This is a genomic window from Paenibacillus gallinarum (genome assembly GCF_014836635.1).
GTDB classification, from domain to species: domain Bacteria; phylum Bacillota; class Bacilli; order Paenibacillales; family Paenibacillaceae; genus Paenibacillus; species Paenibacillus gallinarum.
Genome location: NZ_JACSQL010000011.1, coordinates 24,821 through 41,430, shown reverse-complemented (window position 1 = coordinate 41,430; position 16,610 = coordinate 24,821). Strand labels below are relative to the sequence as shown.

The 16,610-nt window shown below is 39.6% G+C and carries 16 protein-coding genes; 13 read left to right on the top strand and 3 right to left on the bottom strand.

Features of this window, described 5'->3' with window-relative positions; translation table 11 throughout:
• Positions 1-94: 94 nt before the first annotated feature.
• From H9647_RS19705 to H9647_RS19695, 3 genes are all read right to left on the bottom strand, one after another.
• Entirely contained in the window at positions 95-580 is a 486-nt protein-coding gene (locus H9647_RS19705; protein WP_191803218.1) for a hypothetical protein, read from the bottom strand.
• Positions 577-1,002, bottom strand: a complete 426-nt coding sequence (locus H9647_RS19700; RefSeq protein ID WP_191803216.1) for a helix-turn-helix domain-containing protein — start codon at positions 1,000-1,002, stop codon at positions 577-579. The genes H9647_RS19705 and H9647_RS19700 overlap by 4 nt, the downstream gene beginning before the upstream one ends.
• Positions 1,003-1,464: 462 nt before the next feature.
• Positions 1,465-1,968: a DUF5662 family protein gene (locus tag H9647_RS19695; RefSeq protein WP_191803214.1), complete on the bottom strand. Its 504-nt coding sequence runs from the start codon at positions 1,966-1,968 to the stop codon at positions 1,465-1,467.
• Between the two features lie 403 nt (positions 1,969-2,371).
• On the opposite strand from H9647_RS19695, the gene H9647_RS19690 reads away from it, so the two are divergent.
• From H9647_RS19690 to H9647_RS19630, 13 genes are all read left to right on the top strand, one after another.
• Entirely contained in the window at positions 2,372-2,650 is a 279-nt protein-coding gene (locus tag H9647_RS19690) for a hypothetical protein (protein WP_191803212.1), read from the top strand.
• Positions 2,651-2,682: 32 nt separating this feature from the next.
• Positions 2,683-3,537, top strand: a complete 855-nt coding sequence (locus H9647_RS19685; protein WP_191803210.1) for a hypothetical protein — start codon at positions 2,683-2,685, stop codon at positions 3,535-3,537.
• Between the two features lie 426 nt (positions 3,538-3,963).
• On the top strand, positions 3,964-4,941 hold the full coding sequence (locus H9647_RS26210) for a DnaA N-terminal domain-containing protein (protein WP_191803208.1): 978 nt from the start codon (positions 3,964-3,966) through the stop codon (positions 4,939-4,941).
• A 919-nt stretch (positions 4,942-5,860) separates the two neighbouring features.
• The gene (locus H9647_RS19675) at positions 5,861-6,154 is read left to right on the top strand and encodes a hypothetical protein (protein WP_191803206.1); all 294 of its coding nucleotides are present in this window, start codon (positions 5,861-5,863) and stop codon (positions 6,152-6,154) included.
• An 875-nt stretch (positions 6,155-7,029) separates the two neighbouring features.
• On the top strand, positions 7,030-8,127 hold the full coding sequence (locus H9647_RS19670) for a hypothetical protein (RefSeq protein ID WP_191803204.1): 1,098 nt from the start codon (positions 7,030-7,032) through the stop codon (positions 8,125-8,127).
• A gap of 102 nt (positions 8,128-8,229) precedes the next feature.
• The gene (locus tag H9647_RS19665; protein ID WP_191803202.1) at positions 8,230-8,802 is read left to right on the top strand and encodes a WxL domain-containing protein; all 573 of its coding nucleotides are present in this window, start codon (positions 8,230-8,232) and stop codon (positions 8,800-8,802) included.
• A gap of 11 nt (positions 8,803-8,813) precedes the next feature.
• Positions 8,814-11,900, top strand: a complete 3,087-nt coding sequence (locus H9647_RS19660; protein ID WP_191803200.1) for a WxL domain-containing protein — start codon at positions 8,814-8,816, stop codon at positions 11,898-11,900.
• A 168-nt stretch (positions 11,901-12,068) separates the two neighbouring features.
• The gene (locus H9647_RS19655) at positions 12,069-12,224 is read left to right on the top strand and encodes a hypothetical protein (protein ID WP_191803198.1); all 156 of its coding nucleotides are present in this window, start codon (positions 12,069-12,071) and stop codon (positions 12,222-12,224) included.
• A 301-nt stretch (positions 12,225-12,525) separates the two neighbouring features.
• Complete coding sequence (locus tag H9647_RS19650) at positions 12,526-14,199, top strand: DNA cytosine methyltransferase (protein WP_191803196.1); 1,674 nt, start codon at positions 12,526-12,528, stop codon at positions 14,197-14,199.
• 25 nt (positions 14,200-14,224) lie between these two features.
• Positions 14,225-14,956, top strand: coding sequence for an N-6 DNA methylase (locus H9647_RS19645; protein ID WP_191803195.1), 732 nt, complete (start codon positions 14,225-14,227; stop codon positions 14,954-14,956).
• A gap of 54 nt (positions 14,957-15,010) precedes the next feature.
• Positions 15,011-15,175 (top strand): hypothetical protein, encoded by a 165-nt coding sequence (locus H9647_RS19640; RefSeq protein ID WP_191803193.1) that lies wholly within the window; start codon positions 15,011-15,013, stop codon positions 15,173-15,175.
• 98 nt (positions 15,176-15,273) lie between these two features.
• Positions 15,274-16,218: a hypothetical protein gene (locus H9647_RS19635; protein ID WP_191803191.1), complete on the top strand. Its 945-nt coding sequence runs from the start codon at positions 15,274-15,276 to the stop codon at positions 16,216-16,218.
• Between the two features lie 10 nt (positions 16,219-16,228).
• Entirely contained in the window at positions 16,229-16,456 is a 228-nt protein-coding gene (locus H9647_RS19630; RefSeq protein ID WP_191803189.1) for a hypothetical protein, read from the top strand.
• The last annotated feature ends 154 nt before the right edge of the window (positions 16,457-16,610 follow it).

Here is a 16,610-nt window from a genome sequence, read left to right as displayed (position 1 = left end):
CCCTTTTCAATCATGAATTTTAATGGATTTTCTACTTTTTTGGAACCGTAGAATTTATATCTGACCAGGACGCCACTTTCTGAGTCTTGTCCGTTTATGGTCTTAAACCGCTTCCCGCATCCCGTAATAAAATGTCGATTGGATTGTAATCGTCTTCACTATCACTCTCTTGTACTTGAGTTCCTGACAAATTATCATCTGTGGAAATATTGCTTATATCTCCATGTTCGGAATTTCCACCTCTTTGCGGATCTACAAACCCAGCACCCTCGCTAGCATCCGCAAATTCATTCTGATATGTCTCATTTTCTCGAAAACTAGATACTTGATCTCTATTCGGCAAGCCGGTCACTGGTGGCTCTTGTTGTGAAGGAACGTAATTTGCGGACCCCTGAGACTGCATGTCCATCATGCGTTGATTTAGATAAGCTTTGATCACATCGCCTTTTCCATAAACCTTAATCGCATCTGCGATAATAAGGTCGAGACTTGTTCCCAAATTTGTTTGATCTTTGCACCATTGCCTAATTACTTCATTTTCTGATTCCCAGAACGAAATCCGTTTGGGTTTTTCACTCATTTAGGTTCACTTCCTTTCTCAAATTTCACCTTCCCAGACCCCATCCGTTGAACTTGAAGCTTTTTGGCGTATTCAGACAACTTGATGGCTGTTCCGAAACGAATAGCGGGCAGAGACGTCTCTCCACTTGTTATGCGGGAAAGTGTCGATTCACTAACATCGGATTTTTTACTTATCTGGTAGCAGGTCACACCACTTTTATTCAGCAACCACTCTATCAATCGGCTATCTGCATAACCGTTCCCACAAGCTATACTCTCCTGATACCGAACCATATTTCCAAGAGTTTGTAAGCTAATGACTAATGAAGTAATGGCTTTTTCTGCTGAAACTTCGTGACCATCTAAAAAATAGCTTCCATCTTTTACTTCAAAATGGATCGAGTTTTGTTGTCGTAAATCAACTGAAATCGGATCAACCATTACGAATCACACTTCTGTTTCTCACTAAACACTCTCTCCAAGTAGAGGCAGAGGCGAAATTCACTTGTGTTCATATTCGTCTCTCCTTTTCATATGTAAGAACTCAGAATTCAACACCAATATGTACCACAAAGGCTCTTACTGGATGTAGGAATATTGTACCATCATACTTTCGTCCATGCAAGTAATGCATATAATATATGCTTTTTATCCGTAATTAATAAGATAATTTATGTGTTTTTATATGCGTATATCATAAAATATTAAACTTTTTTTATTAGAATCCTCTTACTTCATTTCATATTTTATATGGTAAACATTTATTTTAATAATTATTTTCATATAAGATGCATTAATTATTACATATAAAATATTCTCGTATTTAATTATTTAATGGGAATTAGATTCAAAAAACACACGCCAAAATAATTTCAGCGTGTGTTTATCTTCCACCCTTACATCTTATTTTTGATCCATTAAGGATTGTTTACGAAATCGCACTGAAGTATTGATCAATATTTGAGCTAATTCATCCGAGTAACCAAAGCGCTTTTTGTTCTCCAAAATGGAATGAACAATATCACCGTCTCCATGTTCTCTGCATGCCACCATCCAATCACAAAACATTTCAACGACATCCAACAGATCCATTCCAGCAACACCATTCTTGTAATGTTGAGGGTGATGCGAATTCATCTCGTAATGATGATCGAGCGCAATCTTCACTTTCTTTAAATGAGCTTCGTACTCCTGACTACCGATTCTATATCTTCTATACTCTTCTGTGTTTTGGTGCAGAATACTTTTCTCTGGTTCTTCGAGCTTGGATATATCATGTTCTAATGATCGTGCATTGAGTAGAGTTGCGAACGCCTGCATATGTCGCTGTACATTTGCAATATGCGCACGAGTATCTCTTAAATAATCCTGCTCGGTATACGTAAGTTCTTTAGTCAATCCCGTCATAAAATTGTTCATCCTTTGCGTCTTTTTAGGCTTGGTCTGATCCATCGCAAATTCCCGTCTATGTAACCTTACGTACTTCTACTTACTCTTCTGAACCTCCCCCATTGGAAATTGTTCTCATTTCCTAATATAACTCTTGTCTATCTTTTAGTATAACGAATGATTGTAAAATCACAATATAATTTAGATAAAAACGTTGAACATACAAGTGTTTATTTAACACTTTTAATATTTTTGTGTTTTTAATATCACTTCACTAACCACTGTGCGATAAACCATCCGCACCAATCAAACATGTGTAAAATTGTATTCATCAAAGAAGTACATATAGGTTTCGCACCAATGTTGATCAAAAATAATCGAGCGTGACGTGTGATCGCTTTAATAAAGAGGTGATTGTGTAATGACACAAGCTAAGAAGTATTTCGTAGTTGCAATTGACAAGTTTTTGAGTGGTTGGGGCACTTCTGAAGGCAAAGAGACTGTATTTGTTATGGAATGCGATACCTTAGAGGAAGCAAATATTGTTCGTGATAATGCTAAAAACCGCACGGATATGACAAAGGTACGTGTCTTAACAAGTAAGCCATATCAGTATTACAACAACGGCAGCTACTATGTTCAATATATGACCAAAAAAGACATCCCAAATTGGTTTAGATCAGGATTCTTCAAACAATAGGAACCTATATAAGATAAAAGGAGAGATTAACTATGAAAATACGTTCTGTTCATTTTGAGTCAATTGCTAAAGAATTTGCACGAAAGCTATACCCACTACTTACTAAGGATGCTAAGTCTAAAATGTTTAACGAAGATGGTGAGTTGGTCGAATCCTTCTTAATATTCAATGAGTATGGAGACTTGTTCGACAAATTAATTAAGCCGCTAACGTTCAAGACATACATGGGTGTAACTGAACAAGGTAAGCAGCACCTTGTACGGACCTACGGCATAGACCGAGACGTGCACTCTTTGTTCATCATGATGCAAATTATCGAATGGATCTTGGAGGACACTCACAAGAATACGATTAGCCAGCAGCAACTTGAACAAGAGAAAGTACAGATAGCTGAGGGATCTAACGAACCATTACAACCATCAGATGTCATCAATATGACCCGAATAGCTGCTCAAAATATCTTAAATAGCATGAGCCCTGCTGATAAATCCGAGATGTTCGACGAAAAATCTGGTACCCAAATCACATCTATAGAGCATACAAAGTGGAACGCTCTGCTGAATCTAAAATATATGATAAAGATCAAAAACGCATACGCCCATATGGGTCTGACTGAATACAGAGAAATGATGGATATTATCCCTACTGACTATAATATTGAACACCACAGCATTCAGGATACGGTTGTTCAGATGACAAACTGGTTTTTACAAGATCTGCATGTAGGATCACTACTCACCTACAAATGCATGGTTTGCGGAACAATGATCCCTGAAGACTACGGTTATACTGCAAACGACGGATCATGGGTCTGTGGCGATTCCTGCGGTCCATTAGAGGATGATAAAGATCGAAATCGACAATCCTTACTTAAAGAGGTAGGTTAATCAATATACTAGTAGTTCGTGATCAATTGATGTACAAAAAGCCCATACGGAACTTCCGTATGGGCTTTTTTTTCTATATAAATCAACAAAATATTTAACTACTACATAATATCTTTTAACAAATATAGACTTTATATCCGATAAAAATGAAATAGGGATTCTGACCTATTGCGAATAAATACTTAAGATCTTGTCGTTAATAACATACGTTAGCAAATGTTATAAAATGTGGTAATATGATGAACAAGGAAAAGAGCCACCCCTTTCGCAGTAGGGAGTGGCTCCGGCGATACAAATCGCTATACTCACCAACCTTAAAGAAGACGTAAATCTTCAAAGAAAGGGAGTCTATAACAAATCAGTTTTATAGTTACGGTAAGTATAGCGGATAAATCACCCCTTTGTCAATTTTAGGAGGGCAATTCCGTGAAAAAACAAAGCAATGAAAGTGTCACCTATTTCCGTTATGTATCTACAGCTGAAAAGGTGCCTCGTACGAGAAAACGCGACGATCAAAATATAGAAGATCTCGTCACAGTAAACAAAAAAATCTATTTCACAGCAAGTGAAGTTGCTGCATTCAGTCTTGAAGGATTCGGGAAATCTTTAGTCGCACAATCTGGCAATAAAACGATCATTGAAAATTATATTTTGGATTACTGGCAACCCATTCTCGGGTTTCAAGCTACAATGGTATACATTAATTATCATAGAATGTGCATTAACAACGATATGCCCTTTCGGTCAATCGATAATATGGCCGAAATCATGGGGATCACCCGCCAGACGCTTTCCAAGTACCTGGAAATATTGGAATCGCACGCCTTTGTCATGCGATTTTGGGCAGAAAGTAAAAAGAGATCCGGTATGAATGATGCTACCCGAGTCAAAGTCCGAGCAACTATTCCACTGCTCAGCGAAGATTTGGTTGCTCAGCTACCTGACAATATTCGGGAAAGTCATAATGCATACATTTTAAAACTTAGTGAGTCATACGACATTGAACTCGCTGAAAACAGTCCTGATGTTTCCCCGGTTACGATAATCGAGAATCAAGGTTTCGAAAGAAAACCCCAATCCGCTGTAATTGGATCTGGAATCAAAGAACACATAGAGAGAAAAAACGAAGAAGTAAAATTATCTCGTACGGTCGAAGAAACGCGATTGTGGGAAGAAGCTTGCTCATTCATAAAGACCAAAATGACATTACCGTCTTTCCAAACATGGTTCGGAGAAGCCTACCTCCTAATTAGAGAAGGTAAGATCATTATTGTCGCCAGTCATGACATGGCGAGAGACTGGCTAGACAGAAACTACATGGATTTATTAAATTATACTATCACGCATTACTCCGGAATCGAACGTCCTATCATCATCAAAACTGCAGATCAAATCATTTTTTAATATGAAAGCGGGAGAATTTCTCCCGCTTTTTTTATTGTACGTCCTCTTTTGCTACTAGAATCCCCTTGGTTAATATTTCTAACATAACGAAAAAGTGGATAACTTTTGTTTGGTTAATTTTTCTAACATAAGCTTTCGTTAATTTTTATAACATAATGAAATCCATTTGGTTAAAAAAAATAACACTAGTTATCCACAGAAATCGTTTAGTTAATATTTTCAACATAATGTTTTAGGCTATTTGTTTGGTTAATATTTTAAACTAGGGGGGTTTAAAATATTAACACAAAGAACTACTTATTTAAGAATTACATTAATACATCTCCATATATAGCTGCGCTTATGTCTCGAAACTAAACTTCATGATTTCTCTAAAAATTCACAATATGAAATTGAAGACAAAAAAGAGATTTAAAGTAAATGACACCATTTTTTCGTCCCGAAAAAAGTCGCGTTCTTTCCGCGACCCATAAGCGATTTGATGTTTCCTTCGATTTCAGAATCATACATAGGGATATTAACGTTACGGAAAAGTCCCCCTTCCCATACTGAGATTTTACCCTTTTGGCCTAAATATGAGAAATCGATCATTTCATACACTCCCTATAAAAATCGCTGCTGTAAGGGAAAACATTATCAGACTTACATCCATCAACTGGAGATCTATCTTCATGAACTACAACTTCGATTCTTTAGTCGATAAAAGACGATCTGTATCACACCCAAATCTATGATGTCGAAAACAACCGTATGTAATTAACTATCACAGGTACTTGCGTTTCTCTCTTTTCTTTTTTACGATTGTTTTATAACACTTACGTCTTGTTCTTACACCAAACGTAAACGAACTACATTTGCTACATCACGCCGATCATGGCGAATATACTCGGCCTAAAGCCGAAAGGAGAAAATATATTATATGAATACCATCACTTCTCAGATACATAAAGGTTCCACAAAGGAGGACACTTTCATCATCACGAAAACTGAAACAGACGGTCAGTTCAACATCTACCAGTTATTTGATGAGCATAATGATGATGCAACGGCGTCAGATATCCGTGCTGCATCATCATCACTAAAGGATATTCCAGATGAAGAAATCATTGTCTCCATTCCAGGTGAAGAGAGAAATGCTTTTCTCATTAAGTATCACGTCGATATTCATGAAATGAATTCTTTCAAACTCACTTTGAATGAAAATCCGTTATAAATGTCAAAGTGCTAGGGATTTGGGGGATCTATGCAAGCTGCGTTCGAAGAAGCAATAATTAGTATTTTTATCCTCTCTTCTAACTACCAAGAACCGATTACGGATTTATCCGAAATCGGTTCTTTTTTATACTCAAATAATAAAGAACGTAATAAATATTAGGTCTTAAGACTTTATATCGTTCATAAAACCACCGACACAAAGTACTTATTATAGCAAAATCCTACAATTTTCTTGGAAATTTACGTAAAACGTATTATAATATGTTATGTACAGAGCATTATTATTTATTTTTATAATCCCTTCTTTAGTCCTATGTACCTAATACCTTAACTGAGTGCTGTAAATATCATATTTAGGCCTTTCAGCTTCTCATACATGAAATACAATTGATAAGGACTGAGAAAATTATGAAAACATGTAATCATTACAAAAAAATGATGTTTAACGAAGATAAAACAATAAGATATTGTTCTAACTGTGGTGAGATCCTTTTAAGGAGAAAAAATTTTGTTGGTATTCCTATATCACAGAATTCCAGAAAACTGACTGAAACACTTAATTAGTAGAATATAAGCACTTTATGTCACACATTATATGTTTGAGATTATTCAGTAACTTAATATATTACACGAGAATGCTTGATTAAGAAGATTCCATACATAACAACTAACAAGGCACGTACTGGTGTATCCCGTATGGTGACAGCTGAAGTTATTGGAAGATGTGCTGATTTGCATGAAGTTATGAAACTTGATGGAATTAAAGAAACGAGTCCGTTAGCTTAGGATCAGTGAGGGGTGCAATTGCACCCCTCTTTATTTAATGTATCGTAGCAAGTTAGTAAGACAAATAGAAGGTGATTGGAGATTATTATGAAGCAAGTGAAATGGAAAGTTGGTTTAATGTCGTTGTTGCTATCACTGTCATTGGGTTCGACAGTTGCAGGTGCTGAAGAAGGAAGTAGTTTCTTATTAACTCCTGTTAAGGAGATAGAACAGTCAACTGGTTTTTACAGAGACAAAGTGGCTGGTGGAGAAGAAAAGAATTATGTGTTTTACCTTTCTAATTTAACTAACAAGCCGTTGGATCTTTGGGTTTATCCAGCCGATGCCAGACCTGGGGTTAATGGTGGGAAAATGTTTTCAACGCGTGGTGATTATCTAAATTCGGTTGGATCATGGGCAGAGCCAAATGGTAGTTATAAAGTAGCACTCAAAGCGAGAGAGAAAAAAAAGCTCTCATATGACTTTACGATACCTAAGGATCTTAAAGCCGGACAATATGTTGGAGTAGTTGCTGCGGAAGAAGTTAAAGATGAAATACTAAACAGTGGTACGACTGAGAAGGATAAGACCACCTTATTAATCGAGAAAATCCAAAGAATTGGTGTGCAGGTAGTCTTTGAGAAGGACGTAGATAAAGCAACACATAGCATGAGTATTGATGGATTTAAGCACTCATACATAGCAAACGGTTATTCTCAATTGACTGTTAAACTTAGTAACAACGGAACTATTTTAGAAAGACCTAGTGGTTTTATCAGAGTCAAGGACTCGAAAGGAATAGAAATGTTTAGTGAGGAGTATGACGCTTCTGCTATGGAAGGTTCTATTTATGGATCAACTACGGCAGACATGGTTTATACCGTGCAAGACAAAGTTCTTTGGCCGGGAGAGTATACAGCTTATTATGAAGCCACTTACTCTGGCGAAACTATCAGCAAAGAATTCAAGTTTACAGTAACCCAAAAAGAAGCAAACAAGTCTCTAGAAGAGTTAACCAATGCTGGTGTCATTGCCGGTGGTGGATTGCTTGAATGGATTAAAAGTCATCTTTGGTTAACTATCATTATTATCTTTATTTTGATCATCTTTATTGTTGGATTCTTCTTCCTCCTTTTCTTGTTATTGAAACGTAAAAAGAAAGAAGATGAAGAACGTCGTAGGGTTAGGAGAGTTACAAGACGATAAGTTCATAACACACATTTAATGTTATGTATGCTAGGAGGTGATTCTCATGTACCTTGGATGAAGTGTCTCCGCTAACCAATACAAAAAGGATGTGAAAGAGTAATGAAGAAAATATTGCTTGGAATCTGCGCACTAGTATTAACATTCCCGTTAACTACATATGCGGCAGAGCAACAAAAAGAAGTGGTAGTATCAGGAGGTAACTTGGCTTTTAACCAAGCTCAGTTAAACTTTACTGATATCACACTAGCTTCAACTAAGTCAAACCAAACTTCGAAAGCTACAACTAAAGTTAAAGCGGTAGACTCTAGAGGTAATGGAAGTGGTTGGACATATAGTGTCTCGGCTACAGACTTCGTAACTACGATGGGTGAGGAACAATTCACTTTGCCTATTAGCACTGTTAAGTATTCGGCAACTGTTGTGGATACGATTAGTGGTGTGCCACTTGATTTTACTAGTGGTGGGGAAATTGCACAAAACAAAGTTTTATCAAATCAACCTGGGGTAGTGCTTTCTGTGGAACCAGGAAAAGGTCAGGGTGCCTATGAATTTGAAGTAGCGTATAACTTGACTTTACCTAAAACTATAAGAAACACTCAAGGTAAAGAAATCGGTGTAGTTGCTGGGAAATATCAATCTGTGTTCACTTATACAGCTACTTCCGGGATATAGGAGGGTGAGAGATGAATAAGAAGAAATTTGACTGGAAGAAAAGTTTAACTATTACCACAGCGATGTCCCTTCTGTTAGGTTCGTTGTCATTGACAATCCCACAGCCTAAGGCGGAAGCGGCGGATTCTCGAAAGGTTGTAAGTATCGAACCTTATTATCCCGATAACTTTACATTCTCCACAAATCAGGGGATAAAAATAACACTAAACGATGCAACGTCACTAATTCAGAAGACATTACCAACTACTGCACTTATCCAAACTCCGCCTAACCTAAAAAAGTATGATACATACTATCAAGGGGACGTAGAGTATCTTGATAATAACGGTACACTTTGGTATGGTACGAAATCTACTACTGTAGCAAAAGTGCTCGACGGTGTTAAAGATTATGCAACTAGGAATAAGGCGAGTAGTCCGGCCGGTTCGGGACAGTATTTCGCATTGATGGAGGATACTAGTGTTCTTGCATGGGGAACTGGGGAATCCGGCGGACTAGGTATCGGAGTTAAACAAACTAAACTAGTGCCTACAGAGGTTGTTGACCCTGAAACAGGAGACCCTATTAAAGGCATTAAAAAGATCTTTGAATTAGCAAACACGTCTATTTTATTAGTAGGTGATGGAGTTACGTACCTCATAGGTAATGATTTCAAGCTCACAAGTTTAACTACTGCTAAACCGTTAAAACTCACTCAATTTCCTGTCTTCAGTTCGGCTGATGAATTCCATATGGAGTTTCTTGAAGGGACTGTGCATTCTCCCGAATACACGGGTTCCACCACCAGCAATGCTGCTAAACGTATCTTTACTATCGCAGGTAAGAAGTACACTCTAACAGATTTAACTAAGTATGACGATCGAAATGCTGGAGGCAATGAAGCATTAAAAGCCTTAAGTTTAATAGAGGTGCCAGCTGATATAGATATCGATCATGTGACTAGAATGGCGAACTACACCAGTAAGTTTGGTGGAATCTCTAATAGTACTGGTTATTTACAATTAAAAGATGGCTCCTTAGATTATTGGGGTACCTCTCCTACAAACTGGGAAGCCCCGTTTAATACGAGTTTTGCCGAAAGAAGAACTATAGCAAGTAGTGGAGTTGTTTCAGTCTTCGGAACGAACAAGGGATCTATCCTGTATCTTAAAGATAATGGGTATGTTTATGGCTTAGGTTCCAACTCTGACTTTACATTAGGTCTTTCAGGAACATCTAATTTAGAAGACCCCGTTAGGATATCAGGAACTTCTAATGAGGTTAAAGACATAAAAACATTTGCTGTAGATAACCTTACAAGTTCATATGCAACCGTTTTTGCTTTAAAGAAAGACGGGACTGTGATTACATGGAAGAACTCGGTATTTACCACGTTATCTAAGAAGTTCTCAGAACTGTATAATATAAAGAACGGTATTGACGGTAGATCGTATGCATATGCGATAGATGAAGATGGAGTTTTAGGTAGTTTCAACAGTAGTGGAACATTCACGCCTATAACCGGTGGAACTAATCTTTATCCTGCTGACTTCGTACCACCTGCAACACAACCAACTACTCCAGTAGTTGCAATCACTAGCCAAGACAAATTTGATCGTTCTGTAGTTGGAATTAACTATGGTGCTGATGCTGACTTGGCAACTAAAGAATATCAAATTAATGATGGTGCTTGGACAGCTTATACTGCACCTATTACGGTAACACAAACAGGTACTGTAACTATCAAAGCACGTTCAACTAACACTGGTGATTTGACTAGTGAGATTGGAACTTTGACTTTAGATAATGTACCAATCGATATCACTAGTGGACATCCTTTGTTGGATAAAGTAAGTGGTACCGAGTTTAAAGTTAGCGCAACCTTTACAGGTAATGCCAAAGTTCAAGTTAAGGTAGATAATGATGCTTGGCAAGATCATAATGTTTTGAACAATTTAACATTAGCTCTTGGCGATCACATAGTACAAGTTAGGGTAGTAAACAGTAGAAATGAAGAATTAATTAGTAAGTCCTTTAATGTAACAGCAGACGAAGTAGCAATTCCGGATGTAGTGACTAAACCAGTGATTTCCCAGACTGGATTGAATGATGATTTCGATTTAAATATCGAAGTGCAATATGAACCAAGCGAAGGTGTTGCTTGGCATTCAATCGATGGCGGAAGCTGGATTAAGACTACTGGTGTTGTGACAGTCTCAAATAGTGTACATACTATTAGAGCCAAAGTAGTAAGTGCTGGCGGAACAGAAAGTGAAGTTGCCGAATTTATAACTACAACTGTTGACCCAAGCGTTAGGGCAGTTAATAGTGAAATGGTCATTGATCTTGGCGTATCTGCAACTGGTAAACAAGTTTATTATAAGAGCGATCTAGCTGATACTTGGACTTTGTATAGTGGGCCTGTAGTGTTGACATCGGGCACGCATAACATCCGTGTAGAAGTTAGAGAACAAGCGGATGGTACTGTTGTTTATTCTGGTGGACCTTTCGTCCTAGTGGTGCCTTCGGGCGAACCAATCATTCCTGAAGGTCCTTTCGAGAATTCAACTTCCGAAGATGTAAATATTAATATCAATGCAGGTGCTTTAATGTCTAGATTTGAAGGCGCTGACCTTTCTACAATAGTGATTGATAGTACTAAACCTTACCAACAAATCAACTCCGTAAGTAAAGCATTAGTTGACGATTATCGTGGTAATGGTAAGGGTTGGCAGTACAGTTTGAAGATCGAAGACTTTGTTTCAGATCCTTTGAATGATAACTCTACTAACACACAATCATTAGTAGTGAGTATCCCTGCAAGTTCATTAGCTGTAGATGTAAGTAATAGTAAGACTGTATCTGGACCTGAATCTGAACTAGCTAATGTAGGCAAGAAAGTATTTACGCCTAACATATCACAAACATTAGCAACTGCTCCTGCATTTGAAGGGATGGGTTCTTATGAGATTCCAATGGACTTCACCTTGAGTGTGCCTGATAGAGTTAAAGTTAATTCTGCAGGTGAAGGTAGTAATTACACAGTTGGTGGAGATACTGGTCTTATGGCAGGTACTTATCGTTCTGTGTTTACCTTTACTTTAGTTTCAGGACTGTAAGAAATCGAGGGGTGAACTCACCCCTCTTTATTTAATTAGTAAGTAGTTTAGATAGTAATTACAAACTAGATTGATCACAAATAAAAACCCGAATGGTGAACTTTAATTACTTATAGTGATTGAAGAAGGATAGGAGACAAGGTGAATAGTAGCTGGTTATCGGAAAAGTTGGCAGAAAATATGACTACAAAAATCATGCTGAGTTACGTGGAGACTAATCCATATGGGGTGATGTACATAATTATGTTAGCGTTGGTGATTGCTGTGTTAGGCTTTGTTGTAATTGAAGCTATGCCTTACAGAAATGTGGTTGAGTATGAATAACAAGGATCGCGTCAAAAGATCTCTCCCCCCCATCATATTTACTATCTAATAAACCGGTATGCAAGCCTGCATGCCGGTTTATTTTTTTATCCCTTTCTCAAGCAAATGGTTCAAACACGTCGCCAACCGCGACCAATACATAATACGAAATTAAAGCTTTTTCTGAACAAGTAGTATTTAAACCATTACGCTGAGCCCAGAGTTCATTTTATTCTCCAATGTGCTCGGTGTATTAACCATAAAAAATTGATACGTGACCTGGTTTAAGAAAAGCCTGTGCTCATGTAAATGGAGGATATACATGAAGGAAATTATCATAGACAACTTTGCTGGTGGAGGCGGCGCCTCAGTTGGTATTGAATTTGCCACTGGAGAAAGTCCAGCAGTAGCCATTAACCATGATCCGGATGCGATCGCCATGCACCAGGTAAATCACCCAGAGACAGAGCATTACTGTGAATCGGTATGGAACGTCAACCCGCGCGATGCAGCAGCAGGTCGGCCGGTTGGCTTAGTCTGGCTCTCTCCAGACTGTAAACATTTTTCAAAAGCCAAAGGCTCGAAGCCTGTTGAGCAAAGCATACGAGGGCTTGCATGGGTAGCGGTTCGTTGGGCAGCCACCGTCCACCCCCGCGTCATCATGTTAGAAAACGTAGAAGAATTCAAAACTTGGGGACCTGTTATTCCAGAACGTGATAAGGAAACGGGCCGTTTAATGAAAAAAGTTCTGAATCCAAACGATCCTAACAAGTATGAGTTGGTCCTTTCGGAGCCTGGTGAAAAAGTACCTCATGAACTAAGAGTCTACTACCCTGATCCAAAACGGAAAGGATATACCTTCAATTCATTTGTAAGCGCTTTAAAACGCCAAGGATATGATGTTGAATGGCGCGAATTACGCGCTTGCGACTACGGCGCTCCGACAAGTCGGAAGCGACTGTTTATGGTCGCTCGCTGTGACGGTCGTCCAATTGTATGGCCAGAGCCGACCCACGGGGCTCCTGATAGCCCTGAGGTACAGAGCGGGAAACTCGCACCATGGCGTACCGCTGCGGAGATCATTGATTGGTCTATTAAGTGCAACTCCATTTTTAGTCGCAAAAAAGAGCTGGCTGAAAATACGAAGCGCCGGATCGCTCGCGGGATTGATCGCTACATCATCAATAACCCCCGCCCTCTTGTCATGACATCTAAAAATGCCGTCACACCACGCATCGCCCAGATACGACAGACAAGGTTCGGAAGCGAGCAGCTGCAAAACGAGCTGCTTAGGACCCTTGCTTCGGGTGGGCATCACAAGTTAATTAGCCCGACACTCATTCAAATGGGCTACACAGAGCGAAACGGACAAGCCCCTCGCGTCCTGGACCTAAATAAACCAGTAGGTACGATCACAGCTGCAGGCAACAAGTTTGCAGTCGCCGAAGCAGTTCTAGCGCTACCAAACTCTATTCCATCAAAGAGCGCTCCAATTGACACCGTAGCGGCCACTGCTAGTGACAAGAGCGCTTTGGTTACAAGACCTCTACTCAAGTATCACGAGACTGATAAGGTCGTACAGCCGCTCACAGAGCCGGTACCTGCAGTTACTGCAGGCGAAACGCACATTGACGAAGTCCGCTCCTTTCTACAGCAATACTATAGTAGCAACAAAAGCAGTCTGAAAGATGATTTCGGAACGGTCACAATCGGAGACGTTGACTATCAAATTATAGACATCGGTATGCGTATGCTTGAGCCACATGAACTGTTCGCAGCTCAGGGTTTCCCGGAAAACTATATCATCGACGTGGACGCAGACGGGAAAAAGTATCCAAAAAGCAAACAACTTGCCCGCTGTGGCAATGCTGTCCCTCCGCTTTTTGCCAAATCACTCGTTCGATCGAATGTTCCGGAGCTATGCCTCGGAACCGGTAAAATACTTAAGTTCGAACGGTATAAACCAATCAATGGCCAAATGGCATTCAGTATGTAATAACAAAAAGTTGGAGGGAAAAATAATGAAAAACAACAAGACCGGTCTGCCCCCGGCACAAAAACGTTTCATAGAACTGTTTACAAAACTCACGCACCGACATAGTGCTTGGCAAGTATGGAGCGACTTCATTGAGATGGCAGCTAGTGGAATCTCTAACACTATCAATCATACCCACAGAAATGTCCGCGAAGCCAACTTTTTTAGCTTAAATGCAAAATATAATCCTAGCGAGCAAAAAATCTTTCCAATGCTCCTTGCTGAGATCGTGCAAGCTCTTGAAATAAATCCCGAACAAGACTTTCTCGGCGATTTATTTATGCAGCTAGAATTAAGCAATCATTGGAAAGGTCAATTCTTCACTCCATATAACATATGTCAGCTGATGGCTCAGATGGAGATCGCCGATTTATCTAAGAAGCTCACCGAAACGGGATTCATAACTGCAAACGACCCTTCTTGCGGTGCCGGCGCTACGCTCATTGCCTTCGCTAACGAAGCCCGCTCTCAAGGCATCAACTTCCAACAGAGCATCCTCTTTACCGCCCAAGACATTGACCGGACAGCCGCGCTTATGTGCTACGTACAGCTCTCCCTGCTCGGCTGTGGCGGATATGTAATCATCGGTGATTCGCTAAGCAAGCCCGCCACCGAATCCGATCTAGAAGGCCCGGACGTTTGGTATACCCCCCTTTACTTTTTATCAAATTGGCCAATGCGCCAAAGACTAGGACTTAGCAAAACTTCCCGATCGTAGAACGTACAGGGGAGTACCAATACTCTCACAATATAAAACCTATGGAGGAATTACATGAACACACAAATTGCAAAATCTCTTAAGTATGACGACATCAGGGAAGATGGAACTGTGCAGCTATGTGTACAGTGCGCTAAATTAACCATCTCGCCAGGAGCAGTGGGCATCTGCAGTGTTAAAGGCTGTACAAATGAAGCTGAATTCTACGAAAAACTTTAGCTTTATTAGGAATTGCTGAAGCCCCTCACTATTGTGAGAGGCTTTTTGGAGTCCCTAATGATCCCTACTACAAATCTCATAAAACAGGAGGAATTAATATGAATCAAACAACGCCAGTATCAGAAAAAGTTTTCGAGGTGAGCTACACCTACACGTATAAGGATGGTACACCTGAAACTTGTAGAGAAGAAATGAAAGAATCTAAGATCCATAACATGGAAAAGACCATTGCTAACGGACCTACATCCTGGGGAGCAACATACTCAAACCTGGTAATCCTCAAGGAGCTGGGTTATACAGATTTGTCCAACATCGAGACCTGGTACAAGATCGGGAATGAAAATCCATGGATCAGACAGGCCTACGACCCAGAATTCACACGTACAACCTTCAGTGAGTGTATGACTATCGGTACCCTAGTCAAGAAGCTACGTGGGGGAAATTGGTGCCTTGGCCAAGCGTTTTACTTCAAAAATTTGTGCTTTATTAATCAGATCGACGGCGGCGACGAGTGGCTGGTTATAAGAGATGGCATTTCTTTTGATAGCTGGAGTTGCGGATATGTGATTCGCGAAGACGGCGAAGAAAATTTCATTAACCAGATCAACCGAATGCTTGCAGCTACAGATGAACAGTTGCGTAATGGAGAATATATGGACGCTGGAGAGGTTTCCCGTTGCGAGCATTGCGCGAAGAAGATGTTCCCTGGATGTGAAGAGATATTTTTAGAAGGAACTACCTGTGAAAACTGTTACATCAGCAAAAAAATGTACCTGGATGCTATCGTAAATAAGGTTAAGGCGGGCAAACGACTGGTTAAATCAGACCTATCGCGTCTTCAATACTCAGACTCCTTTCTTGGAATAGGTAAAGGTATGGAAGGTAACGGAGGCCTGATCTTCTGGGACAACGAAGTTGCTATCGGCTACCCGTACGGGGCACGTGACGCAGTAGATATTAAGATCTATAAGACAAAACCGTATGAGGCGGCTAACCCATCTCTAGTGGAATGGGAGCTAGTTGATGAATACAAGGCAGAATAGGTCAAAAACGATGAGCATACCAGATAAATCACACCTGGATGCTCTTTACGTGCGGCTCTCCCATGAGTCCTCTCGTTTAGATGCAGCTAAAACTGATCAGGAGCGCGAAATACGTGGCATCTGGGTTAATGGCATTAAGAAAGAGATTGAATCAGAAAAGAAATTTCTTGGGATCACGGATAGCCAAACAAATCCCCCTCAAAGCGACAATGACTTGTTAAAGCTGTTGTATTCTTAGAATCCTCAGAGGGTCGGGAAGGCCCTCTCAGACATGATACACATTATGGAAAATTAGAAATGTGAAGGATAGAAAATGATAGCACCATTAATCATGGTAACAGTAACCACTGGGTATACACGTCGATAACGACCGGTTAAATCAGTGGTTCGCC